This is a genomic window from Claveliimonas bilis, assembly GCF_030296775.1.
In the GTDB taxonomy this organism is placed as follows: Bacteria; Bacillota; Clostridia; order Lachnospirales; family Lachnospiraceae; genus Claveliimonas; species Claveliimonas bilis.
In genome coordinates this window covers 1,584,206-1,605,756 of the sequence record NZ_AP027742.1, presented here as the reverse complement: position 1 = coordinate 1,605,756, position 21,551 = coordinate 1,584,206, and the positions used below count along the sequence as shown (strand labels likewise).

The window sequence follows — 21,551 nt, the reverse complement described above, 5'->3', positions numbered from 1 at the left end:
TAGTCGCTCCCACCCGTAAAACGGGCAATGGTGTGGTATAAAAAAAGTTGACAGCTTATTCTCAAGGATTTCATAATAAAACCAAGAGAATAAGGAGGTATTCAAAGTGGCACGTAAATATGACCATGAATACAAAGTACAGGCAGTGAAACTTGCCAAAGAAATCGGCGGCGCTAAGGCTGCTAAAGAATTAGGAATCCCTGAAGGAACCATCCATACATGGCTGAAAGCTGTAAGAGCTGGTAAGCTGGATGTTGGGGAAGGTTCCCATACCCCTGCCAGTGCAATGAGCCTGTCAGAAGAAATTACCATGCTGCGTAAGCGGGTGAAGGAGCAGGATAAAGAAATCCGCCGCCTGAAGGAAGAAAATGAATTTCTGGAGGAAGCCAGCGCTTTTTTCGCCGCCAGCCGTCGGAAGTCAGCAAAAACCAGAGAATGATCTTTCTCGCTTTGAAAACAGAGGACGGCAGGATTACCGGAAAAATTTCATTTTATTGCCGGATGCTTGGTATCAGCCGGCAGGGCTTCTATAAATATCTCGCAAACAAAGACCGTCCATGGAAGTACCAGGATCTGGCGGATGCCATGAAAGAAATCATCAGTGAGGATGAATGTAACGATACTTATGGACGGATCCGGATGTATCAGGCGCTGTTGCTGAAGCAGCCGGAGGGCGTACATATACCCAGTGAACGGACCGTATACCGGGTTATGGATCAGATCGGCCTGAGCCATCGGCCAAAGAGAAAGCCGAATGGACTTACAAAGGCAGACCGGGAAGCCATGAAATCGGATGATCTGTTGAAGCGGGATTTCCATTCAGATGCCCCATTAGAAAAATGTATTACAGATATCACGGAGATCCCGGCGCGCAATGGGAAACTGTATGTATCTGCGATTTTCGACTGCTTTGATCTTAGCGTCCTCGGTCTGTCAATGGGGACAAACATGAAAGCAGATCTGTGTATCCAAACACTGGAAAATGCCCTGACTGCATATCCCGCATTGGAAGGAGCGATCATCCACAGTGACCGTGGGACACAGTATACCAGTGAGTCTTACCGCCAGACCATCCGGGAGCACCACATCCACCAAAGCATGAACAGTGCAGGAGGACGCTGCCATGATAATGCACGCTGTGAGAGTATGTGGGCCAGAATGAAGACAGAGCTCCTTTATGACCGCTATGACACAAGGCAGATGATGGTAGAGGAATTAAAGGCGCTCATTTGGAGATACTTCCTCAGCTACTGGAATAACCGGAGGATCTGCTCTGCCAATGGCGGGCTTCCTCCCATGATAAAACGCAGACAGTATTATGAGGATTTGGAACTGGTAGCATAGTCAGTAATATCCTTGAAATAAATGTGTCAACTAATCTTGACAATATCACAATGTCGTCAACTTAAAATATATCAAAAATAAAAAATGCCTAAACACACTTGACAAAACGTTCAAAAAATGTTGCCTCGCATTGATTACATTTTCAATGCGAGGTGTTTTTATGAATACAAAACGCATCGGTAATGCTTTTACACATTCAGGGAAGCTTCCTTTCTCCAACCTGATTTGCTTTGTGCTCCAGTCGGTTCATAAATCCATTCCCATAAACTATTCCCGATTTTTAGATACGTTTCCATCTGTGGTTCCTCCATTTGTATCAAAACAGGCTGTTTCAAAGGCAAGGCAGGGCATTTCGCATAAAGCGTTTCTTGAATTATTCCGTCTTTCTGTGGAGCAGTTCTATTTACGGACAGCAGATTTACGCACATGGAATAACTTCCATTTAAGATACTGTATTACCTCGTTCAAATTAATCATCGTTGTTTCCTTCTCTTATATTGATTTTTCAGAGGAATATGATGAAAAGAACATATTTAAATTTTTTAGCTGCTTAAAATAGTAATAAATTTTTTCTTTTGCAGTTTTCTTTCAAAAAAAGGAAACTAAAGATCCAAGAAATTTCTGGTTAGGGTAACTATTCCCATTTCAGCAAAATAGAAAAGATGGGTATGTATCGCAAACCCATCTTTTTCAAGGAATTTTAGGAGAGCTGGAAATCGGACTTGAACCGACGACCCCTTCATTACGAGTGAAGTGCTCTACCGACTGAGCTATTCCAGCAAACTGTAAATGTCATTTTCAAACCAGTACGCATTCAAGTATAGCTGTGTGTCGATCGTTTGTCAATAGATTTTTAAAGGGGTATTGTCTTTTTTCTCAAATTCACAATCCGTATAAACGGCAACGCTATCTGACTTTTGTCATCCTGCCTGCGTCCATCTCCCAGACATGATCTGCAAGAAGTGTGATATCTTCACTATTATGGCTGGTAAGAAGAATCGTCTTGCCTTTCTCTTTCCGCTCCATCAGCAAGGAACGTATTTCTTCCACCCCTTTCTTATCTAATCCATTAAAAGGTTCATCCAAAATAAGAAGATCCGGATCCTCCATGATCGCTTGAGCGATTCCCAGTCTTTGCTTCATTCCCATAGAATATTTGGCTACTGCTTTTTTTGAGGAAGGATCCAGTCCTACTTTGCGGATTACCTCCTTAATCTGCTCGTCTGTAACGCACCTGCGGATTCCTGCCAGCAGCCGGAGATTTTTAAACCCTGAGATTTGTGGAATAAATCCTGGATGCTCAATGATCAGCCCGATAGATTCCGGGAAATCCACATCTTTTCCAATCTGTTTCCCATCTACTGTAATCTTCCCTTCTGTTGGGGTAAGAAAACCGCAGATACATTTAAAAAGCACACTTTTCCCTGAACCATTATTTCCAATTACCGCATAAGTTTTCCCTCGTTGAAACTCGCAGTTGATTCCCTTAAGAACCTCTTCTTCCCGGAAGGTTTTTCTTAAATTTTCTATCTTTACCATTATTTCATTCATCCTCCGCCCCTCCGTTTCTCTATGAAAATACGAACTGATATCGTCTAGCCAGCTTTCTGATGATAAAAATGTTTAACAGAATCCATAGGCCAAGGATCAGATAACTATGCCATAACCTTGGTAACAAATCATATCCGAAATTATGCATATAGTAGGTAGCGTGATTTAAGGGTGAAATCCATCCAGTGATCACATTGCTTTTATACTGCAGTATCTGTGGTATGTCCAGGATTCTCCCGATGATTTCTGGATTTAACAAAAGCCCATAAAGATTCAGGATAAATACACTTAAGACCCCTCCGAACTGATTTTTCAAAAGATTAAATATCATCATAATCGTCGCTGTCAGCAGCGTATATAGAGTCATCAGAAGAAAGATCTCTGCCATGCACTGATAAGGCTTTGACATTTCCATCGTTTTCACGGATGCCGGCAACGCTATATCCTCTCCCACGCCAGAATAACCAAGAAGCGCTCCTGTCTCACTCCACATATTTCCCACAAAAGACAAAGGTGCACACAAAATGCAAAACATTACCAGCACAAAAAACATGTAAAGAAATGTTACCGTTACAATATACAGAATTTGTGCGCCCATCCAGGCCTTTCGTCCGCTCCTCATCAGATAATAGGGCGTGGCTTCATTGAGAAAAGGCATATCCATAAAGAAAAAAATCAGAAGAAAAGATGCCAGCAAAATGGATTCCCCACCACTAAACGCCCACACAAAGGGTTCAAAAATCTGCATGGTAGTCTCATATGTACGTGCAAACATGATGGCTTTGGCTGACATCATAACGCAAAATACAAAGGCCAATACAAAAGCCAGCATGATTCGGGAATTTTTCTTCCATCCCAGGAAATTCAGTTTAGTTATGGAACATACAAGACGAAACTCATTCATGGGTCCACCTTCTTTCCATGACGAACAGATAGCACGCTGCCGCCAGCACGTTAGCAACGGCCAAAACCACTACAACCCGGCACACCGGGGAAATCCGCAGTAACATCCACTCTTTGGGATTTAAAAGCGGATAGTCTGAAAGATACGCCTGAAACAGTGTGGATATCACATAGTATAGTATAAAAGGAGCCGCATATGCCATATAGCGATTATTGGAAGTGCCTGCAATTGCTCCTCCAAGCAAAGCATATAAAGAGCTGTTCATACACAAGATTACAGTTCGTTTACACAAATATACAAGACTTTCCATTTGAAAGTTCTGTATTTCCATTTTATCCGTGGGAAACATAAGCATAAACACAACCATAAGAAGCAGAACTGTCGCAAGAACAGTCAGGATTCCAAATGTAATACAACTGAGTATCTTACTGGTGTAGTATCGTTTCTTTGTTGTTCTAAGAATACTGTAATACAATGTCCCACTCTGTAAATCTTCTATATACATCCCGCTTGCTGCCAGAGTACATGCGATTGGCAGTACGTAAGTCAGAGCGTCTGTATGAAGGGCCAGATAAGCTGCAGAAAGGAAACGGATCTCCCCTTCCGGCAGCACTGTTTCAGAAATGTATTCCAGCATTTCTCCCATACCAAACGCTCCGGCTAAAAAGCACAGCACAATCCCCACATAAAAACCTGTGGAACACAATCCACGCTTACAGTCTACCTGATACATTCTGTTCATGATTCTTCCTTTCAGAAATTAGTCTACCGGAATCCGAGAATCAATATTAGGCTGGATATACCCTCCGTCAATGGCATTTAAAACAACTATCATATCACTAAAAGGAGTGGTTCCCAAAGTTCCAAAAGTCACTTCGTGTCCCACAGTAAAGACCCAAACCGGCACAAGCCACGCTCCGTCGGGATTCTCAAATGCCGGGACATTTGCTCCGCGAAGCTGGACATCTCTAATCTCATAATAATAGATATCTCCATAGTCCTCCTCCCCATACTTTGCCAGAGAAACATACAGCAGATGATCATATAATTTTTCTTTTATTTCATCAAAAGATAATAATTCAGTATTCTCTGCTATCGTCCCTGCCTTTTGGGAAAGATTATCCCATTCAAACTGCATGATCCCTTCCCCGGTCACAATAATACGGATTTGCTCCGTAGCAAAAGGAGGTGCATAAACTTCTTCCGGCAGATCATTGAAAGGCTGCTGAAACGGCTGTTCATATCCTGCAAGCTCTCCCGCCTTCCGATTGTAATAAATGGAGAATCCGTAATCTGTGATTCCCTCATCCTGATTCACGCCTGCCATACTCTCACCCTCTGCATTTCCAACCGTCCTGCAGCATCCCGTCATCGTGTAATCATTAAGTCCGAGATCTTCTAATACTTTTCCGCACATCGCAACTGCTTCTTCCTCCGAAATTGTAAAACGGTCTGTATCGTTCATCTCTGTTTCTATCCACTGAAGATATTCCAGATAGTTTTGACCGATCTGCAAAAGCTCACAGTTTTTCAATTTTTTTGCCAATTCTTTTTCGTCTATAAAATTCCCCTGCTGAAAAAGAAAATTTGTGGTACTTCCAACGTCCTCATCATAGTCGATCGCATAAATCAATGGATCCGTTTTCTTCCCGCAATCTACCCTTGCCTGAAATCCGATCTTCTCATCTGTATCAAAATAAAATTTACTGTATCTCGGTGCTATAGAACCGCTCTTTGTCTGTATCCGTTCGTACTCTGTCTGGCGTGGCTTATCAAGTTTCACCTCCACAGACTCTTTGCTCTCTTTTGGCGGCGCATCCTGCAACAGTTCATCAATCTGGCCTGTTTTGGCATCTATGATCTCCTGATCGTCAAATCCCCACTCTCCTTTGCCTTGCTGGAGAATTTCCTTTTCTTCCTCAAGGCGCGCTTTGCTCATCTCCGGCTCCTTATACAGCGGATTTCCGTCCGAAAAATACTCACAAAGCTGCTCCAGCAGTTCCCCTGTCATATGCTGCACTTCCAACTCATATACCGGTGCATTATAAATCTGCGGAAGATTGATCTGACAGTCCGCCTTGATGGATACTGCTATGTTTCCTTTTTCTACCGATTCCTGCCACTGATCTGGCGCTCCAAAGTCCTTGGGTATTTGCGACTCCTTTGGAAGAATACTATCCTTTGGCAGTCCCTTAGACTTATCAAGCACAATCTCCTCTTCCGGAGTCTCTTGACAGGCAGCTAAAGATAATACCATACATAAAACGCAGCAAATGGATAATATCTTTCTTTTCATACATTTATCCTCCACACCCACATCTTCTTCCTTTTGCAGGACTATTTATATATTGTATTGTTGATATTATTATAAGATAAATTATCAGTATATTCAATCATATGTTAATCTGTTTTTTGAATTTTCCAACTCTCTTATAAATAAAAAACAGCAGTACCCATAAGATACTGCTGCACACATTTTTCTTAAATATCATAATGATACCTACAAGCCAGAATGTAAACATTATTTTCATCTATTCTATATACCAACCTGTCAGTGTCATTTATTCTTCTGCTCCAGAATCCAGACAGATTCCCAACCAACGGTTCTGGTTTTCCTATGCCTGTATTCCCATTTCTTGATATGTCATCCAGAAGGCGATTTATTTTCTTCAATGTTTTCCGGTCTTCTGTCTGCCAATATATATAGTCTTTCCATCCATTTTCTGTAAAAACTTTATTCATCGCCCGCCTCATCCAGATTGTGCATGGAAACCATTCCCTGTTCTAATTGTTTCTTAGACTCCATCAGCCAGTCATAATTTGTCTTATTCCCGACAAGATGCAGATTTTCCATCATATTGTTATAAGATTCTTCCGAAATCATAACCACATTTTTATTGTTTTTTCTGGTTACGATCATCGTTTCATAGTCATCTGTAACTTTATCCATACAGCTTTTCATATTTTCTCTAAGCATAGTATAATTAACAGCCAACATATATCGCACCTCCAGACATACTGTTTTCTGTATTTACATTATAACGTACAATATTTTGTACGTCAATTCTCTTAGTACAATTATATGTACTCATCTGCTCTTCTATTCTAAAAGATTTTCATTTTTCAAAATTCAACTGTTTCAAGCCGCCTCGAACTGTATCTTAATGGGGCAGATCTCCGCTTTCGTCCCAACCCGCATATTCGGCCCGAACAGCCCTACGCCGGAAGTCACGATATTGTGCATGTCACCTTTCTTAAGATAACCGCACGGATTTTCCCACAGAAAATCCATAACAAGATTGCCGGGGAACATCTGCCCGTCGTGGGTATGTCCGCACAGATCTACATCCACGCCGGCCTCGGATAATTCTCCAAGCTGGCTTGGCTCATGGTCTATCACAAGGATCGGTTTATCCTGATCCATATCTTTTGTAATCTCCTCCGGCTTGGCCCGCCTGGTAATTCCTCTTCCCGGGCGCTTTTCATCCGGACGCCCATAGAGATAGAAGCTGTTGTCGATCAGCACTCCCTCATCCCTAAGAAGAGTGATTCCTGCTTTTTCAAGAAGCTCGTCCATCCTCGGATCACTGGCTTTTTCTCCTTCCCTGTTTCCGAAAGTAAAGCCTGCCAGGATCTTTTCCTGAATATCATGATTCCCATAGCAGGCAAACACACCATATTTACTCTTGATTCCTTTCAAAATGGAAATCAATCTTTCCGGATCGTCCAGCGCCTCATATTCGTTGTCAAAAATATCTCCCGCTATCACAACCAGATCCGGGTTTTGTGCATTGACTTTCTCTGTCATCTGTTCCATCTGATGGCATCCGATATTATAGCCCAAATGCAGGTCTGCAAGAAGCACCACATTCAGTTCATCCAGATTGCCTCCGTTCTTTTTTACGGTAATCTCATACTCTGTTGTCCGTATGATTCTGGCATTCACTACCCCCCAGACAGAAACGGCCATAATGATAAGAAGGGCCGCTCCTCCTCCAACGGCCAGCGTCCTGCGGGAGCGAAGTTTATCCTGATTGATCCTCTTTACCCGCCGCAGGATCAATCGTATCACATCTGCAATGACAACTGCCAAAACCGCATACAAAAGTACGCCGAGCCAGTAATTTCCCAGTGATTTGAAAAATCTCTGCAGATTGCCCGCCGGAAGAAGGAAGCCGATCAAAAGGGAAAGGGCCAGGATAAAATAAATCACGGCCATCCCTGCTTTCATCCATTTCTTCTGAAAGAAGTGATGGCAGGCTCCCATCCAGCGGAGCAGCCAGCGAAATAAGTATAGATTAACCAGTATATAAATTGGGGATAAATAGATTGCAAGCATATTTATTGTTCTCCTGTATATGTATGTAAATCTTGTTTTCCTGATTCCAGTTATCTGTTACCACTCTACTTTCATAATCCGTAATTCCCTTTCCGGTATTTGGATATTTCATAGAATAAACGGTATCTGCCGCAAAGATCACTGTGAGCACCACACAGAAGGGGGCCAAAATCTGAAGAGGTATCTTCTGGATCGCATTGTCCAAAAGAGGCGCCAGGACATAGACCAGACCTATACCCCCAATTCCGAATACAAGAAGTCCCTCTGCGCAGATCCTCCCGTGCAGATTCAGAAAATATCCGCTGTAATCCCACCATCTTTCCCCGTTGTGAGCCATTTCCAGATAATAGGAGGAAAAATATTCCACTGTTCCGCAGAGAAGAATAATTCCCACAAATTCTGCCAACGGCCTGTTTCTGATCTTGTTCAGCAATAAGAGAATGAGAACCCCTCCGCCCCCGTAAATCGGCAGCCATGGTCCGTGAAGGACTCCTCTGTTCACAAATTCTCCGTCCTGCACCAGATGAAGGCTGACCTCCCACAGCCATCCCATGAAGGAAAAGACAAAAAATAAAACAATGACAGACCACACTGAATAATGACGAAGATAATGGATCATTTCCACCTTTTTTCGCTTTTCTTGCTCCGGAAGCGCCGACAATCGGCTGGGATATGACTTTCTGTCCACTGCGTCTTTTAAAAACTGCATACGCATATGAAGAGCCTGCGTCTCCTCATATTCTCTTTCTTCTTTTGTATTTGTCAGCAGGATACCCAGATAATCAGCAAAGAATTTTCGGATCCCCTTCAATTTCCTTCCATCTCTTTTCGGTCTTACCAGCGCTGAGATCACATCTTCATAGGCAAGATAGATCATCTCATCTTCTGCCTTTTCAAAAAGATAAGTATCATTCAAATACTGACTTCCCTTTATACGGGCCTTTTTTGCTTCCTCCCGAAGCTGTGCATAGTATTCACTGAAGGAAGCTGCCCGGTAAGGATTAGAGTAAAATATCTCAGACAGCCCTGCTGTAGCCGCTCCCAAAAATGTCCACGGCAAAAAAGAAAGCTCATAGACAAAGCATTCCCATTTATGTCCCTTCATCATCCTTCTGGAAAGACGAATCGCTTCCCTGGAGGAAATATCCGGATTCTCCGCCACAATATAGGACACCAGGTAATAGGAATAATACTTGATGATTCCTCCGATAATTGTAAAGGACCACAGGAACTGAAAAAAGGCGGTCAAAAACATGGTACAGCATGCTTTTACCCACTTTTTCACCCGCAGCAAAAACAGGCACCTTTGAAAAGGTACCGTTTCATAAATCCGCCCTTCCAGAAAAATTCTCCTGGCAATCACGGATACAACATTAGTTATGAAAAACCAGACAGAAAACAGAAATGCAATTCCAAAAAGTACCAAAACCAAAATTGCCGCACTCTCTGATCCCAGCAGCGAATGAAGCGCGCCCACTAAAAAGACCAGCGCTGATCCTGATGTAATATTGTTTACAATACCCGCAAACACTCCCCGGGTTCTTCCGAATACCGGATTCCCCTCCAGGGATCTTTCTTTCTCCTCTTCCTTGATCTGACTGGAGAGCTCCTGCCCGCCTTCCTGATCGCCCGCCAGCAGATCTGCAATAACATCGATCAGCCCGTCGCTGTTTGCGCCGATTCTCGTCAGGCGCTCTTCATCCTCCATGCGGTATACTTCCTCTGCCGGAGTGATATCCAGCACATTGAGAGAAGAGGAAAATTCCACTCCCATATATGCCATGATAAGACATACTGCCACATAGAGAATATAGTGCTTTTTCACAGCCTTTTTGGCCTTTCTTTTCATCTCTTTTCTTGTCGTCATCTGTTTTTATCCCTCATCAGTACTCTTATGCACCATAATCTGCGGGTAAGGAATGACGATTCCTTCCCGGTCAAAACTAAGTTTAATATCTTCTAAAAATTTCCACCGTACTTTCCAGTATTCATCCATGCCTGTCCATGCCCTGACGCCCAGACGTACTCCGCTGGCTCCCAGTTCATCCACGAACACATTCCTCTCTTTATCCTTCATGATTTCCGGTGTGTTCTCCAGCAGATTTTCAAGAATATCCTTGGCTTTGCGCAGATCAGATTCATAAGAAATCTCTATTCGAAGATCCAGCTGCCGCTCATCCCTCGCTGTCACATTCGTCAGACTATTGTTGGTCAGCATACCGTTCGGTACAACAATGGTTTTATTATCAACCGTTGTCAGCTTCGTATAAAAAAGCTGGATTTCCTTTACCGTACCTTCATTCTTATTGTTATCCTCAATAATATAATCTCCTACCACAAAAGGACGAAGCGTCAGGATCAGCACGCCTCCCGCAAAATTGGAGATCACGCCCTGCAGTGCGAGGCTGACTGCCACGCCTGCCGCCGCCAGGATGGTTGTAATAGAAGAAAGATTTACGCCAAAACTGGTAATGATCAGGATGACCAGCACCGAGTACAGCCCGAATTTGATGATGGAATCGGTAAACTGCTGTACTCCCTTGTCCGCATGGGACCGTTCAAATGCTTTTCCTGTCAGCCTTCTCACCATCCGGATCACACATTTTCCTATTACAAATACAAGAATTGCCAGAATAATTTTGATCCCAAATCCGATCAGATCCGGAATATGATCCTGAGCATATTGAATAAAAAGGTTTACATTTTCCACTGTTTCTTCTGTTGTCTGTGCAATTTCTTCTGTATCCATCTTTCTGCCTCCTTATTCTTTATCCTTCAGTGCAAGAAATGCACACAAATTCCCTCTGTTCCATCCCTGGACTCTGTGTGAAAATAAAATCTTCGGATTGCAGCAGGTACACACATTTGTCACTGCAATATGTTCCGGAAGCACGCCTGCCTCCTGAAGATTGATCTCATTTGCCTTCCATAGATCAAGCTGAAATTTCCCGTTTTCTTTTTTATAAAATAAATCTTTCCAGTCTTCCTCCCGAAAAGTCTCTTTAAAACGGCTGGTCACATCTTCGCTTACCTCATAGCAGTCCTGGCAGATAGAAGGTCCAACCGCCGCTATGATATCTTCCGGCCTTGTCCCAAAGCATTCTTTCATTTTTTCCACAGTAGCCGCCGCCATCTTTCCTACGGTTCCCCGCCATCCCGAATGGCTAAGTCCGATCGCCCGTCTTACCGGGTCCACAAAATACAAAGGAACGCAGTCAGCATAAAATGTCACCAGGCAAATACCGGGGCTGTTTGTTACAAGCCCGTCTGTCTCTTTAAGCGTACTTCCCGCATCCTTTTGGGACACAACAGCAACATTGGTTGTATGAGTCTGCTGTGTATAGACCATCTTCTCCTTTTCCACACCAATGGCCCGGGCAATCCTCTTTGTATTTTCCTCTACTGCTTCCGGACTGTCTCCCCTGCTTAAGCTTAAATTCATAGAGGAATACCCGCCTTCACTCACACCGCCAAGCCGGGTGGAAAAGCCATGAGAGACGATACCGGTATTTTCCAGAATCGGATAGGAAAGAAATGGTACTCCCTCTTTTACCTTTTCTTCTATTACATGGTCATTATTTTTATAGATCAATCCAATACTCATAGGCCCTTCCTCTCCTTCTATCGCCTTATCATCCGTCATCTTATCCTGCAAGCTTACTCCATATAGGGAAATGCATTGCGGATCAGTTCGATCTTTTCCCCGCTTCCGGTAATTCCCGCCACATCAAAACGGCAGGCTTCTCCATCCAGTCCTCTTTCCATAATATAAAACATGGCGCACCTGGAAATCGTCCGCTGTTTTTGCAGCGTCACCGCTTCCAGAGGTGTGCCTTTTTTATTGTCTTTCCTGTATTTCACTTCACAGAATACAAGGTACTCTCCATCCCTTGCTACAATATCAATTTCTCCTGCCCTGCATCTGTAATTGTATTCCAGGATTTTATAGCCTTGTTTCTCCAGGTATTCCCCTGCTTTTCTTTCATAAAATGTCCCTGTTTGTCTCCGATTTTCTTCCCGCTTTCTCATTTCACAAAATTTCCGATAAAGCTTCGTCTGTGTATCACACATGGTCCCAGTGTCTTCAGCGCCTGGATATGCGCCTTTGTCCCATATCCTTTGTTGGATGCAAAGTCATATCCAGGAAAAATCTCCTCATATTCCTTCATCATCCGATCCCTTGTCACCTTTGCGACAATGCTGGCTGCAGCGATGGAAATACTCTTGGCATCTCCCTTTACAATGGAGACCTGGGAAATTTCCACACCAGGAATAGTCACCGCGTCATTCAGCAGAAGATCCGGGCGCACCTGAAGCTTATCAATCGCCATGCGCATTGCCTCATAAGTTGCCTGAAGAATATTGATCTCATCAATCCTGGCCGGACTGGCCATCCCTATGCCGACAGCAACTGCCTTTTCCATGATCTCATCATAGAGCGCTTCCCGCTTCTTCTCTGAAAGTTTCTTAGAATCATTCAGATATAAAATTTCTGTATCCCTGGGAAGAATGACCGCTCCTGCCACCACCGGGCCTGCAAGCGGGCCTCTTCCAACCTCATCAATGCCGCATATGGCCAAGCAGGAGGCATACTGCTTCTCATATACGCTCATCGCTTCCAGGCGCTTTCGTTCTTTTGCAAGTCTGGCGGCCTGTTTTTCCATTCTTTCCTGCTCTTTTTTATTCATGGCGGATCACTCCCATTTGGTCAAACGGATAGATTCTGACCCAGGCTCTTCCCAGCAGATCCTCCCGGTGCAGGATTCCTACACTTGGATCCCTGCTGTCCGAACTATGATTCCTGTTGTCTCCCAGAACAAAATATTCATCCGCTCCCAGGGTAATAGGCTCTGATGCAATTCCTCCATCCGCCATAGGCTCCGCCCCATAAATATCACTTTCCAGAAGTTCTCCGTTAATATATACATATCCTCCTGTCACCTGCACCGTCTCGCCCGGCAGCCCGATGATCCTCTTGATATAATATGTATTTTCTTCATATTTATAAGGGAATACAATAATATCATATCGTTTGGGATCCCGGAACCGATAGGAAATCTTGTCCACGATCAAGTTATCCCCGTCACTTAACGTTGTCTCCATCGATGATCCACTGACCCGCGTCCTTTGTCCTACATAAGTAATAATCAGGTAAGTCAGCCCAATGATAATCAGTATATAGATGATCCAGCCCAGCAGTTCCCGGATAATTCCGTGTTCCTTCCGACGGCCTCTCCTATATCTAGCCATATGTTTATCCTCTTTTCCTGTCGCATTCTGTCTTGATTTTATCATATCCTGTCCGGATATTCCAGAGTAAGCTCTCCCAGCCGTCCACTGCGGAAATCATCCATCAGAAGGGCCGCTGCCTTTTCCACATCCAGCTCATTTCCCCGCACAATACAATGCCGGCTTTCCGCAATCCGATTCAGCACTTCGTAAACGTCTCCGGTTTCTTCTATATTATATTTTCCGGCAATGATTCCCGGATAGTGCTGCTGCATAAGTTTCAGAAATTCCGCCGCCAGTTCTTCTGTATTTAAGATCTCATCTTTGATCGATCCAATAAAGGCAAGCTTCATTCCCACCTGCTGATCTTCAAATTTCGGCCAGAGGATTCCCGGCGTATCCAAAAGCTCTACCCCTTTATTAAGGCGGATCCACTGCTTTCCCTTCGTCACTCCCGGCTTATTGCCCGTCTTTGCACAGGCCTTTCCCGCCAGCGTATTAATAAACGTAGATTTTCCTACATTAGGAATCCCCACTACCATAGCGCGGACCGGCCGGTTTAAAATTCCTCTTTTCCTGTCTCTTTCAATCTTCTCTTTGCAGGCTTCCTGAATGACAGACTGGATATTTTTGATCCCGCCGCCCTTCTTGGAATTAACCTTCACCGCAAGATAGCCTTTGTCTTTAAAATATTCTATCCAGGCATCATTCCACTTATTTTCCGCCAGATCCGCTTTATTCAGCAAGATCAGTCTGGATTTCTGCCTGCCCAGTTCGTCAATATCAGGATTCCTGCTGCTTAGAGGAATCCTGGCATCCACCAATTCGATCACAAGATCGATCAATTTTATATTTTCCTGCATCATACGCCTTGCTTTGGTCATATGTCCAGGATACCATTGAAAGTGCATCTGTTCTCTTCTCCTCTTTTATTTCAAACATGTTATCTCTATGATCTGACAAAGCCAAAATTATTTCCCGGCGAAATGACAAACCATACTTTCCCGTAAATATAAGATCTCTTCACATTCCCAATATCCGCCATCCTGCTGTCCTCACTGTTCTGACGGTCATCCCCCAGCACAAAGAACTCATCGCCGGCAAGTTCTATTTCTTTGTCCACAATTCCCACATCTGTGATCTCCGTTGTCTCGTAGTCTTCTTCCAGCCTTTCACCGTCAATATAGACTTTCCCCTCTATAATCTCCACGGTTTCACCCGGAAGGCCTACAATTCGTTTGATATAGTAATGGGAATTTTCATTTCCTTTTGGCTTAAACACAATAATATCGCCCCGTTTTGGCGCTGTAGCATCATAGACAATACGATTTACCAGAGTAACATCTCCATTTTCCAAAACCGGCTTCATGGAATCCCCGACTGTCGCTACCCTCTGTCCGAAATACCACACGAACACAAAAGCGAATAGACAGACAAGGGCAATTTTTCCTGCCCATACCACAACCGGCTTCAGCATTTCAATGTGAAATTTTTTTCTTTTATATCTTCTTCTGAATTTTAATCCTCTCATAATCAGCTGTACCTATATATAGCAGAGAGTTACTATTCACAGCCGCTCCACCTACATGGCACTCGTCGCGCTTATGCACTTCACTTCCGCCCCTTACGGGCTAAGACTGTGAATAGTAACAAAAAGGGACAAGATACAATATGTATTTGTCCCTTCCTCTTGTGTTTTCCTATTTTACTAACTCTTTTACCTTAGCAGCTTTACCTACACGGTTTCTTAAGTAGTTCAGTTTCGCTCTTCTTACTTTACCGCGGCGAACTACTTCAACTTTCTCCACGTTAGGAGAATGAAGCGGCCAAGTCTTCTCAACACCTACACCGTTGGATGTTTTCCTTACTGTAAATGTCGCTCTTGTGCTTCCACCCTGTTTCTTCAGGACTGTTCCTTCAAAAACCTGGATTCTTTCACGGTTTCCTTCTTTGATCTTACCGTATACTTTTACGGTATCGCCTACATTAAACTCCGGCGCATTCTCTTTGAGCTGTTCTGCTTCAATGCTCTTAATAATTTCGTTCATGTGTGACCTCCTTGTTATTCGGACGTTCTTAATACATTTCTATTTCCCTCTCTTACAAAGGGCGCGTATCAGAGGACCATCTCTTTTTCTCACAACATGATTTATGATACCATATGAGAAAGAAGAATGCAAGGATTATTTTCCGATTATATCGCTGCTTTTCCTTCGGAAATCCACTTCTGGACTATACCAACGCTCTCTTTCACTACTGTTGCAATCTGCTCTACAGGCATGCCAAGATTGGCCATGGATAGAACCGTTTCCTGTTTCATTTCTAATCTTCCTTCCTCACGACTCTTTTCTTCCAGTTTCTCTAATGCCGTACACATATTCATTCCTCCTTCACTCTCCAAGGCCTCTTCAACGATCAGGCTGCTATCTGTCATAACTCCGATCACCGCACCCACGTCGGATTTCACTGTTTTTTCTCCATAAAATTTCTTTACCTTATCAAATTCACCCTGATAAATAAATCTGGTGATTTCAAAAATGGTCTGGACATCTTCATTATCAAAATGATATTGGGATGACTCCTTCACCTGCAGCAGATTCATCCGATAATCCGAAAACACTCCGGAAACCTCCGAGGGCATATCTCCGATCATTTCCTTCAGGCTCTGTGCTCCATCCCACGGCTTTTCATCATAATAGATCACAATGGTTATAATAGGATGCAGCCGGTCCCCTTTATGCAGGCCGGAAAGAAACTCTTCAGCGGTCGCCTTATCACCAGCTTCCTTATGCTTCCCTGCAATTTCCTGACATTCTTTCAGGTAACTTAGCGCATCATAAATCATAACTCTCAGCGGCATCCCATAGTGGATCTTCCGCTGGTTCTCAATTCCCAGTATCACAAAATCTGTGTCGTTAGCCGCTTTTTTCACAACATCTCTGGTTCTTGTCAAACTTTCTTCATACTTTCCAAATTTTATGAAATTAGATACATCTGTATCCAACTCCTTCAGCTCCTCCGGCTGTATCACTGTCTTTCCGCCAAAGATAGCTGTGTTAAAGAGACTGGCAAAATGTCCGTTATCTCTCCAAAAATTTTTAAATATAGCGTCAGGCTTGATTCCCGTGTTTCTCATATTCACTCCTCTTCCATTCTGTTGCTGAAAATAAGTAACAATCTATCATTACAGTATCTGATTGGCTATCACGGAAAGAATCTGCTCCAGGCTATATCTCTATTCATCGTCAAGGATAGACGGCCTTTCTCATATTCCATCTGCCCTTTTTATTAATTTACATAATTTTATTATAGAACAAAAAAGAGGGAAAGTAAAGACCTGATTTACGGAAATTAATATCTGCTCTTACTTCCCCTCTAAACTCCTTATTTTTAGTGTGACATATACGGTCCAACCGCAGTTTTCCTTATATTACTGCCTTACTTTCGGAAATCCACTTCTGAACCATACCAACGCTTTCTTTCACTACTGCTGCAATCTGCTCCACCGGCATGCCAAGATTGAACATAGATAGAACCGTTTCCTGTTTCATTTCCATTTTTCCTTTCTCCAGTCCTCTCTCAATTCCAATCTCAATTCCTTCATTGTAAATCTCGTCCATCTCACGACACATACTGTCCACTCCTTCCGGCGTTTCCTTTAACTCCCTGACACGCTCTGCCAGAATCTCGCTAAACATTTCGTCTGCAGTTCTTCATTGCAGATCATACATCAAGCGCCCCAATGCTGTCTCTTTATCCTTGATTTTTGCATTCACATAGATAATGTGAGCACCGTCTCGGAAATCCTCCCGCACTTCTTCAACCTTTTTAGTAATATGATAAATGGGAAGTCCATAGCCAAGCACATCGTTTCTGGCAATAAAAATCACATAACTCTCTGGCAGTTCCTCAAAAGTCTGTCCTTCCTTCAACTCGTTTACATCTAGCAGGCTACTGTGATATCTCGCTCTTTTTACGGAAGCCCCTTCGTTTTCCTGCTGAATCTCTACATTATACCGTTTCTCTTCCATATCACAAACAACGCTGTCAAGAATGGCTGATCTTCCCTGCAGATTCTTATAATCCTTCTGCAGAATCTGCTCCTTCACTTCCAAATCTTCTCTGTCCATAATGATTCGCAAAATATACTCTGTGCATTCCCGCTTTTTCAAGACATTCCGCATGAAAATATCACTCATGATCGTAAGTCCCGCAAGGATCCGCTTATACTTTTCATATCGAATTCCAAGCTCATGATCTTCCACTGGTGCGGTAAAGTTTCTGGCATCTTGCGCCTCTTTCCCCATAGGCAGCCTCCTTTTCTTGGTAGTATGAAGAGGCTCTTTCTCCTACTGGTTTCTCTGATTATCATATCTTATTTTCCATACCATCCAGGAAAGAACCTCTTTACTGTATATAAGTCAGTTGTAAAAGCATTGAGATATCTTTCCTGATGTGTATTTAGAAAATAAGATGCAGGAAACAAAACTAAGACGCTTGCCGCTTCCTGTGAAAGACACAAAAGATTGTGAAGATATAATGCTTTGGATATATGTTAACATATGTAGGGTAGGTTGTCTAGTGTAGTTTGACATAATTTCAGAATCATAATTATTTTTACATACGCAAAAAAGACCACCTATCATTCAGCCGATCCGTTTGTCTGTAATAGTATGATAAAATATAGTTTATGCCGCTTCCCCTATCCTCATCCGATTTCTGGGATGCAGCTCCCTCAAAATCTCCGCTTGCTTTTTTGCCGCAATATGTATATAAATCTGGGTAGTTTTAATAGAACTATGTCCTAAGATCTGCTGTACACAACTGACATCTACTCCTTCTTCAATCAAATATGTTGCAAATGAGTGACGAAACATATGCGGTGTTATATTTCTTTCAATCCCGGCTAATTTTGTATACTTTTTTAACATTAGCCTTATTGATTGTTCCGTATATCTGCTTCCACGGTTATTAACAAAGAAAAATCCACTCTCCTTAATCACTTCGGCATTTTGATGATAATATTTTCTTAAGATACCCAATATTTCTGTCGAAGCAATTTGGATATATCGCTCTTTTCCACCCTTCCCCATAATTTTGATAAGCCCTGTATTAAGGTTTACACTATCTGCTCTAATATTGGATATTTCGTAAACCCTTGCGCCGGTAGCAAAAAAAGTTTCTATCACTGACACATCCCGCAGCCAGTATTTATAAACCTTTTCATCATTTTTATTCTCTTGTAAATACATATAATTCAAAAGCTGTTCAATTTCTTCCCGTGGGATAATTCTGGGAAGAATTACCGACTCTTTAAATTTTACTTTTATTTTTCTAAATGGATTGTCTGTAATAATATCCCTTTCTTCTAAATAAGTATAATACGCCTTAATAGATGCTATTTTTCGCTTTACAGTTTTTGGTTTATATTTCTTATGTAATTCTGTTATATAATCTTCTATTTTATCTTTGTCTGGTATATCTTCCAGCGTATATTCAAAAAATTGTCTCAAATCAATTCTGTATGCTTTTAAAGTATTCCAATCCAGTTCCTTTCTAAACTCACAATATTCCAGATATTTTTTCATTTGTTCCGTACAAGCCACTTTTCTGTCCTCCATAACCTTTTTTCGGTAGTGTAGCATATTCACAAAAAATTACCTAATACGCATTTCTTTTTTGTAATCTCTCAGTAAAATAACGGCTATCTTATTGCAAGTCGTTCAATTCTAATTAAAGTAAAATGCCCCACTTCAACTTTTTGATTTGATATAGCATTTTACTGTATTATTTTCCGCAGTATCCGTCAGTTATAAAGTCCTCACTTTTTTATCCCAGAATCGAAGATAATTAGCAGTTATCTTTATTGAACAAACAAAGGGAGGGATCTATGAAACGCGTATTGGTGACAGGTGGCGCCGGATTTATCGGTGTACATCTGGTCAAAAAATTATTACAGATGAATTGCCAGATTACAATCCTTGATAACTTAGATCCTCAAGTTCATGGGCCAAATGCAAAACTAGACCTTTCTGTCAGCCCATATGTCAATTTTATACAAGGAGACATCTTTGATTATCACATATGTGAACAGGCTGTTCAAAATCAGGATGTAATTATACATCTGGCGGCTGATACTGCAACTGGTCAATCCATGTACGAGATTACAAAATGCACAAATAGCAATATCTCGGGCATTGCAAATCTTTTACAAGCGATCTGTAATCAGCACACAAAAATAGACCAACTTGTCCTTGCTTCATCCAGAGCTGTTTATGGAGAAGGTAAATACATTTGTCCACAGTGCGGAATCGTATATCCCGACGGGCGCTGTTCAGAGGACTTAAAACATCGTATTTATGAGCCACGTTGTCCCATATGCAGCGGGTTTCTAAAACAGACCGCAACCTGTGAGGAATCGGAGTTAAAACCGCAATCCATTTATGGAGTAACAAAGATGACGCAAGAATTGTATCTTCGTACGATATGTAAAGCTATGAATATTCCATATACGATTCTCAGATTCCAGAATGTTTATGGAGAAGGACAATCTCTTATCAACCCATATACAGGCATTCTCTCCGTATTTTCATCGAATATTATGTCCGGCAAACCTATCGAAATTTTTGAAGACGGAATGGAATCAAGAGATTTTGTTCATGTAGAAGATGTTGTAAGGGCAGTTTTACTTGCGATTAACGGAGAAGCTTCAAATACAGTTTTTAATGTTGGGACCGGACATAATACAACAATATTAGAATTGACAAAACTTCTTTATTTTTACTATGGAGAACCTCCAAATTACCATATCAACCATATGTATCGCCTTGGAGATATCCGGCATAACCATGCGGATATAAGCCGAATGAAACATGTGCTTGGATATGAACCAAAAGTATCTTTGGAAGAAGGACTTCTAAAATTTACAGACTGGACTAAGCAAAATAGTTTTTCAAATAATCACTATGAAGAATCGTTGAATATTATGAAAGGAAAAGGGATTTTAAAATCTTAGCATACAAAATGAAGATAAATGAGTGTCTACATAGTTTTGTGATTCCTTATCACTCTAACCGTGAACTATTATATCTGAATCTTAAACTTTTGGAAGAAACATTGCCTTCAGATATAAAAAAGGAAATAATTATTGTTGCAAACAATAAAGACGAGAAAGAGCTGGATTTAGACCTTCCGGAATCTAAATATACCATTATTAAAGTGAATGATGATATTTTATACGCGAACGCAGTCAATATGGGAGTGGATGTATGTAATGGGGATATTGTCACATTATGTGATGAAGATTTATTCTACCTTCCACATTGGTATGAACCACTGTTTGAAAAGTTGAATTCCAGTGGTTTGATAGGAGCTGTAAGTTCGAAATTAATCAATCCTTCTGATAATACAATTCAGGACTTTGGGGTGGCCTTTTCTCCATACAATATTAACCATCCAACATTGGGACTGCCTGCAGATCATCGATATGCTTCTTTTGACCGTAAAGTTCAATCTGTATGCAGTGCGGTGCTAATGACAACCAAACGTATTTACCAGAAGGTTGGCGGAATGGACGTCTCAATGTCGTACTTATGCTGTGATTGCGATTATGTAATCAAATTAAAGGAAATCGGGCTGGAAACATGGGTTGTTGCAGAATCGAAAGTCTATCACAAGGGCAACACCTCTTCCCGCAACACAAAAATCAGCAGATATTCCTATCTGGCCGCAGATGCACGGTCTATGTTTTATGGAAAGAACTATTATAAAATTGAAATTGATATGGATAAATGGATACATAAAGTGGGAGAAATGTATCAGTCTGATCACGAATTGCTTCCCAGATATACAATGATCAATATTTCCAGTTTTTTCAGCAGCGATTGGTACTATGAAACTATTAAAGATGCATTATCTATTGAATATTATGATGTTTATTCATTTAATCCGTATGAACGCTGGATAAAACAATTACAGTTATATGATTACATTCCTCTTAGCTTTCATAAGCATACTGCCCCTTTTATCTATTTTGTCGATCAGCTGAAAAGTTTAAGGGATAATAAAATCTGGGATCATTTACGAGATACTTCCAGAGATATTGCCGTTGATTTTCATGGAAACATTCTATCTTTTCACGATGTACAAAAATTATATTAACTTTCAGGGCTTCTTGCACATAGA

The 21,551-nt window shown here is 41.8% G+C and carries 25 protein-coding genes and 1 tRNA gene; 5 read left to right on the top strand and 21 right to left on the bottom strand.

Annotated elements, in window-relative coordinates; translation table 11 throughout:
* The first annotated feature begins 106 nt into the window (after nucleotides 1-106).
* From R2J37_RS07870 to R2J37_RS07860, 3 genes are all read left to right on the top strand, one after another.
* A complete protein-coding gene (locus tag R2J37_RS07870) occupies nucleotides 107-439 on the top strand; it encodes a transposase (protein ID WP_072524275.1) in 333 nt (110 codons plus the stop codon).
* Nucleotides 436-1,344 (top strand): IS3 family transposase, encoded by a 909-nt coding sequence (locus R2J37_RS07865; RefSeq protein ID WP_316264409.1) that lies wholly within the window; start codon nucleotides 436-438, stop codon nucleotides 1,342-1,344. The genes R2J37_RS07870 and R2J37_RS07865 overlap by 4 nt, the downstream gene beginning before the upstream one ends.
* Before the next feature lie 160 nt (nucleotides 1,345-1,504).
* A complete protein-coding gene (locus R2J37_RS07860; protein WP_256196303.1) occupies nucleotides 1,505-1,903 on the top strand; it encodes a hypothetical protein in 399 nt (132 codons plus the stop codon).
* Between the two features lie 148 nt (nucleotides 1,904-2,051).
* Here the strand turns inward: R2J37_RS07860 and R2J37_RS07855 are convergent.
* The 21 genes from R2J37_RS07855 to R2J37_RS07755 all read right to left on the bottom strand — a co-directional run bounded on the left by R2J37_RS07855 (nucleotide 2,052) and on the right by R2J37_RS07755 (nucleotide 18,973).
* A tRNA-Thr gene (locus R2J37_RS07855) sits at nucleotides 2,052-2,124 on the bottom strand.
* A gap of 126 nt (nucleotides 2,125-2,250) precedes the next feature.
* The gene (locus R2J37_RS07850) at nucleotides 2,251-2,895 is read right to left on the bottom strand and encodes an ATP-binding cassette domain-containing protein (RefSeq protein ID WP_230106335.1); all 645 of its coding nucleotides are present in this window, start codon (nucleotides 2,893-2,895) and stop codon (nucleotides 2,251-2,253) included.
* 19 nt (nucleotides 2,896-2,914) lie between these two features.
* On the bottom strand, nucleotides 2,915-3,799 hold the full coding sequence (locus tag R2J37_RS07845) for a hypothetical protein (RefSeq protein ID WP_316264406.1): 885 nt from the start codon (nucleotides 3,797-3,799) through the stop codon (nucleotides 2,915-2,917).
* Nucleotides 3,792-4,541, bottom strand: coding sequence for a hypothetical protein (locus tag R2J37_RS07840; protein WP_316264405.1), 750 nt, complete (start codon nucleotides 4,539-4,541; stop codon nucleotides 3,792-3,794). The genes R2J37_RS07845 and R2J37_RS07840 overlap by 8 nt, the downstream gene beginning before the upstream one ends.
* Before the next feature lie 18 nt (nucleotides 4,542-4,559).
* On the bottom strand, nucleotides 4,560-6,095 hold the full coding sequence (locus R2J37_RS07835; protein ID WP_316264403.1) for a DUF6034 family protein: 1,536 nt from the start codon (nucleotides 6,093-6,095) through the stop codon (nucleotides 4,560-4,562).
* Between the two features lie 185 nt (nucleotides 6,096-6,280).
* Entirely contained in the window at nucleotides 6,281-6,541 is a 261-nt protein-coding gene (locus tag R2J37_RS07830; protein WP_230106339.1) for a Txe/YoeB family addiction module toxin, read from the bottom strand.
* Nucleotides 6,534-6,797, bottom strand: coding sequence for a type II toxin-antitoxin system Phd/YefM family antitoxin (locus R2J37_RS07825; protein ID WP_316264400.1), 264 nt, complete (start codon nucleotides 6,795-6,797; stop codon nucleotides 6,534-6,536). Before R2J37_RS07825 ends, R2J37_RS07830 begins: the two co-directional genes overlap by 8 nt.
* Before the next feature lie 141 nt (nucleotides 6,798-6,938).
* On the bottom strand, nucleotides 6,939-8,138 hold the full coding sequence (locus tag R2J37_RS07820; RefSeq protein WP_316264399.1) for a metallophosphoesterase: 1,200 nt from the start codon (nucleotides 8,136-8,138) through the stop codon (nucleotides 6,939-6,941).
* Nucleotides 8,098-10,005 carry a DUF975 family protein gene (locus R2J37_RS07815; protein WP_316264397.1) on the bottom strand — a complete coding sequence of 636 codons (1,908 nt, stop codon included), beginning with the start codon at nucleotides 10,003-10,005 and terminating at the stop codon, nucleotides 8,098-8,100. The genes R2J37_RS07820 and R2J37_RS07815 overlap by 41 nt, the downstream gene beginning before the upstream one ends.
* 6 nt (nucleotides 10,006-10,011) lie before the next feature.
* Nucleotides 10,012-10,887 carry a mechanosensitive ion channel family protein gene (locus tag R2J37_RS07810; protein WP_230106343.1) on the bottom strand — a complete coding sequence of 292 codons (876 nt, stop codon included), beginning with the start codon at nucleotides 10,885-10,887 and terminating at the stop codon, nucleotides 10,012-10,014.
* 12 nt (nucleotides 10,888-10,899) lie between these two features.
* Nucleotides 10,900-11,742, bottom strand: coding sequence for a peptidoglycan editing factor PgeF (gene pgeF / locus R2J37_RS07805; RefSeq protein ID WP_316264394.1), 843 nt, complete (start codon nucleotides 11,740-11,742; stop codon nucleotides 10,900-10,902).
* Nucleotides 11,743-11,795: 53 nt separating this feature from the next.
* The gene (locus R2J37_RS07800; protein WP_256194050.1) at nucleotides 11,796-12,167 is read right to left on the bottom strand and encodes a YraN family protein; all 372 of its coding nucleotides are present in this window, start codon (nucleotides 12,165-12,167) and stop codon (nucleotides 11,796-11,798) included.
* Nucleotides 12,164-12,826 carry a ribonuclease HII gene (locus R2J37_RS07795; RefSeq protein WP_316264390.1) on the bottom strand — a complete coding sequence of 221 codons (663 nt, stop codon included), beginning with the start codon at nucleotides 12,824-12,826 and terminating at the stop codon, nucleotides 12,164-12,166. Before R2J37_RS07795 ends, R2J37_RS07800 begins: the two co-directional genes overlap by 4 nt.
* Nucleotides 12,819-13,388: a signal peptidase I gene (gene lepB, locus R2J37_RS07790; RefSeq protein ID WP_230106347.1), complete on the bottom strand. Its 570-nt coding sequence runs from the start codon at nucleotides 13,386-13,388 to the stop codon at nucleotides 12,819-12,821. Before lepB (R2J37_RS07790) ends, R2J37_RS07795 begins: the two co-directional genes overlap by 8 nt.
* Nucleotides 13,389-13,429: 41 nt before the next feature.
* Nucleotides 13,430-14,278 (bottom strand): ribosome biogenesis GTPase YlqF, encoded by an 849-nt coding sequence (gene ylqF / locus R2J37_RS07785; RefSeq protein ID WP_316264388.1) that lies wholly within the window; start codon nucleotides 14,276-14,278, stop codon nucleotides 13,430-13,432.
* A gap of 38 nt (nucleotides 14,279-14,316) precedes the next feature.
* Nucleotides 14,317-14,898 carry a signal peptidase I gene (lepB, locus tag R2J37_RS07780; RefSeq protein ID WP_316264387.1) on the bottom strand — a complete coding sequence of 194 codons (582 nt, stop codon included), beginning with the start codon at nucleotides 14,896-14,898 and terminating at the stop codon, nucleotides 14,317-14,319.
* 169 nt (nucleotides 14,899-15,067) lie between these two features.
* Nucleotides 15,068-15,415 (bottom strand): 50S ribosomal protein L19, encoded by a 348-nt coding sequence (rplS, locus tag R2J37_RS07775; protein WP_230106350.1) that lies wholly within the window; start codon nucleotides 15,413-15,415, stop codon nucleotides 15,068-15,070.
* 146 nt (nucleotides 15,416-15,561) lie between these two features.
* On the bottom strand, nucleotides 15,562-16,503 hold the full coding sequence (locus tag R2J37_RS07770; protein WP_316264384.1) for an RpnC/YadD family protein: 942 nt from the start codon (nucleotides 16,501-16,503) through the stop codon (nucleotides 15,562-15,564).
* 289 nt (nucleotides 16,504-16,792) lie between these two features.
* Nucleotides 16,793-17,065, bottom strand: coding sequence for a hypothetical protein (locus R2J37_RS07765; protein WP_316264382.1), 273 nt, complete (start codon nucleotides 17,063-17,065; stop codon nucleotides 16,793-16,795).
* A gap of 15 nt (nucleotides 17,066-17,080) precedes the next feature.
* Nucleotides 17,081-17,674, bottom strand: coding sequence for a PD-(D/E)XK nuclease family transposase (locus R2J37_RS07760; protein ID WP_316264380.1), 594 nt, complete (start codon nucleotides 17,672-17,674; stop codon nucleotides 17,081-17,083).
* Nucleotides 17,675-18,055: 381 nt separating this feature from the next.
* Nucleotides 18,056-18,973, bottom strand: a complete 918-nt coding sequence (locus R2J37_RS07755; protein WP_316264379.1) for a tyrosine-type recombinase/integrase — start codon at nucleotides 18,971-18,973, stop codon at nucleotides 18,056-18,058.
* Between the two features lie 284 nt (nucleotides 18,974-19,257).
* Between R2J37_RS07755 and R2J37_RS07750 the strand changes: the two genes are divergently transcribed.
* On the top strand, nucleotides 19,258-20,382 hold the full coding sequence (locus tag R2J37_RS07750; RefSeq protein ID WP_316264377.1) for an NAD-dependent epimerase/dehydratase family protein: 1,125 nt from the start codon (nucleotides 19,258-19,260) through the stop codon (nucleotides 20,380-20,382).
* Between the two features lie 8 nt (nucleotides 20,383-20,390).
* Nucleotides 20,391-21,527: a glycosyltransferase family 2 protein gene (locus R2J37_RS07745; protein ID WP_316264375.1), complete on the top strand. Its 1,137-nt coding sequence runs from the start codon at nucleotides 20,391-20,393 to the stop codon at nucleotides 21,525-21,527.
* Nucleotides 21,528-21,551 lie beyond the last annotated feature (24 nt).

Excerpts from the sequence above, each read along its gene's own strand:
- R2J37_RS07760 (WP_316264380.1), bottom strand. The coding sequence starts at position 17,674 with ATGGGGAAAGAGGCGCAAGATGCCAGAAACTTTACCGCACCAGTGGAA.
- R2J37_RS07810 (WP_230106343.1), bottom strand. The coding sequence starts at position 10,887 with ATGGATACAGAAGAAATTGCACAGACAACAGAAGAAACAGTGGAAAAT.
- R2J37_RS07765 (WP_316264382.1), bottom strand. The coding sequence starts at position 17,065 with ATGTTTAGCGAGATTCTGGCAGAGCGTGTCAGGGAGTTAAAGGAAACG.
- ylqF (WP_316264388.1), bottom strand. The coding sequence starts at position 14,278 with ATGCACTTTCAATGGTATCCTGGACATATGACCAAAGCAAGGCGTATG.
- R2J37_RS07860 (WP_256196303.1), top strand. The coding sequence starts at position 1,505 with ATGAATACAAAACGCATCGGTAATGCTTTTACACATTCAGGGAAGCTT.
- R2J37_RS07770 (WP_316264384.1), bottom strand. The coding sequence starts at position 16,503 with ATGAGAAACACGGGAATCAAGCCTGACGCTATATTTAAAAATTTTTGG.
- lepB (WP_316264387.1), bottom strand. The coding sequence starts at position 14,898 with ATGAGAGGATTAAAATTCAGAAGAAGATATAAAAGAAAAAAATTTCAC.
- lepB (WP_230106347.1), bottom strand. The coding sequence starts at position 13,388 with ATGGCTAGATATAGGAGAGGCCGTCGGAAGGAACACGGAATTATCCGG.
- R2J37_RS07840 (WP_316264405.1), bottom strand. The coding sequence starts at position 4,541 with ATGAACAGAATGTATCAGGTAGACTGTAAGCGTGGATTGTGTTCCACA.
- R2J37_RS07795 (WP_316264390.1), bottom strand. The coding sequence starts at position 12,826 with ATGAATAAAAAAGAGCAGGAAAGAATGGAAAAACAGGCCGCCAGACTT.
- R2J37_RS07825 (WP_316264400.1), bottom strand. The coding sequence starts at position 6,797 with ATGTTGGCTGTTAATTATACTATGCTTAGAGAAAATATGAAAAGCTGT.
- pgeF (WP_316264394.1), bottom strand. The coding sequence starts at position 11,742 with ATGAGTATTGGATTGATCTATAAAAATAATGACCATGTAATAGAAGAA.
- R2J37_RS07750 (WP_316264377.1), top strand. The coding sequence starts at position 19,258 with ATGAAACGCGTATTGGTGACAGGTGGCGCCGGATTTATCGGTGTACAT.
- R2J37_RS07845 (WP_316264406.1), bottom strand. The coding sequence starts at position 3,799 with ATGAATGAGTTTCGTCTTGTATGTTCCATAACTAAACTGAATTTCCTG.
- R2J37_RS07865 (WP_316264409.1), top strand. The coding sequence starts at position 436 with ATGATCTTTCTCGCTTTGAAAACAGAGGACGGCAGGATTACCGGAAAA.
- R2J37_RS07835 (WP_316264403.1), bottom strand. The coding sequence starts at position 6,095 with ATGAAAAGAAAGATATTATCCATTTGCTGCGTTTTATGTATGGTATTA.
- R2J37_RS07800 (WP_256194050.1), bottom strand. The coding sequence starts at position 12,167 with ATGAGAAAGCGGGAAGAAAATCGGAGACAAACAGGGACATTTTATGAA.
- R2J37_RS07820 (WP_316264399.1), bottom strand. The coding sequence starts at position 8,138 with ATGCTTGCAATCTATTTATCCCCAATTTATATACTGGTTAATCTATAC.
- R2J37_RS07745 (WP_316264375.1), top strand. The coding sequence starts at position 20,391 with ATGAAGATAAATGAGTGTCTACATAGTTTTGTGATTCCTTATCACTCT.
- R2J37_RS07850 (WP_230106335.1), bottom strand. The coding sequence starts at position 2,895 with ATGAATGAAATAATGGTAAAGATAGAAAATTTAAGAAAAACCTTCCGG.
- R2J37_RS07830 (WP_230106339.1), bottom strand. The coding sequence starts at position 6,541 with ATGAATAAAGTTTTTACAGAAAATGGATGGAAAGACTATATATATTGG.
- rplS (WP_230106350.1), bottom strand. The coding sequence starts at position 15,415 with ATGAACGAAATTATTAAGAGCATTGAAGCAGAACAGCTCAAAGAGAAT.
- R2J37_RS07815 (WP_316264397.1), bottom strand. The coding sequence starts at position 10,005 with ATGACGACAAGAAAAGAGATGAAAAGAAAGGCCAAAAAGGCTGTGAAA.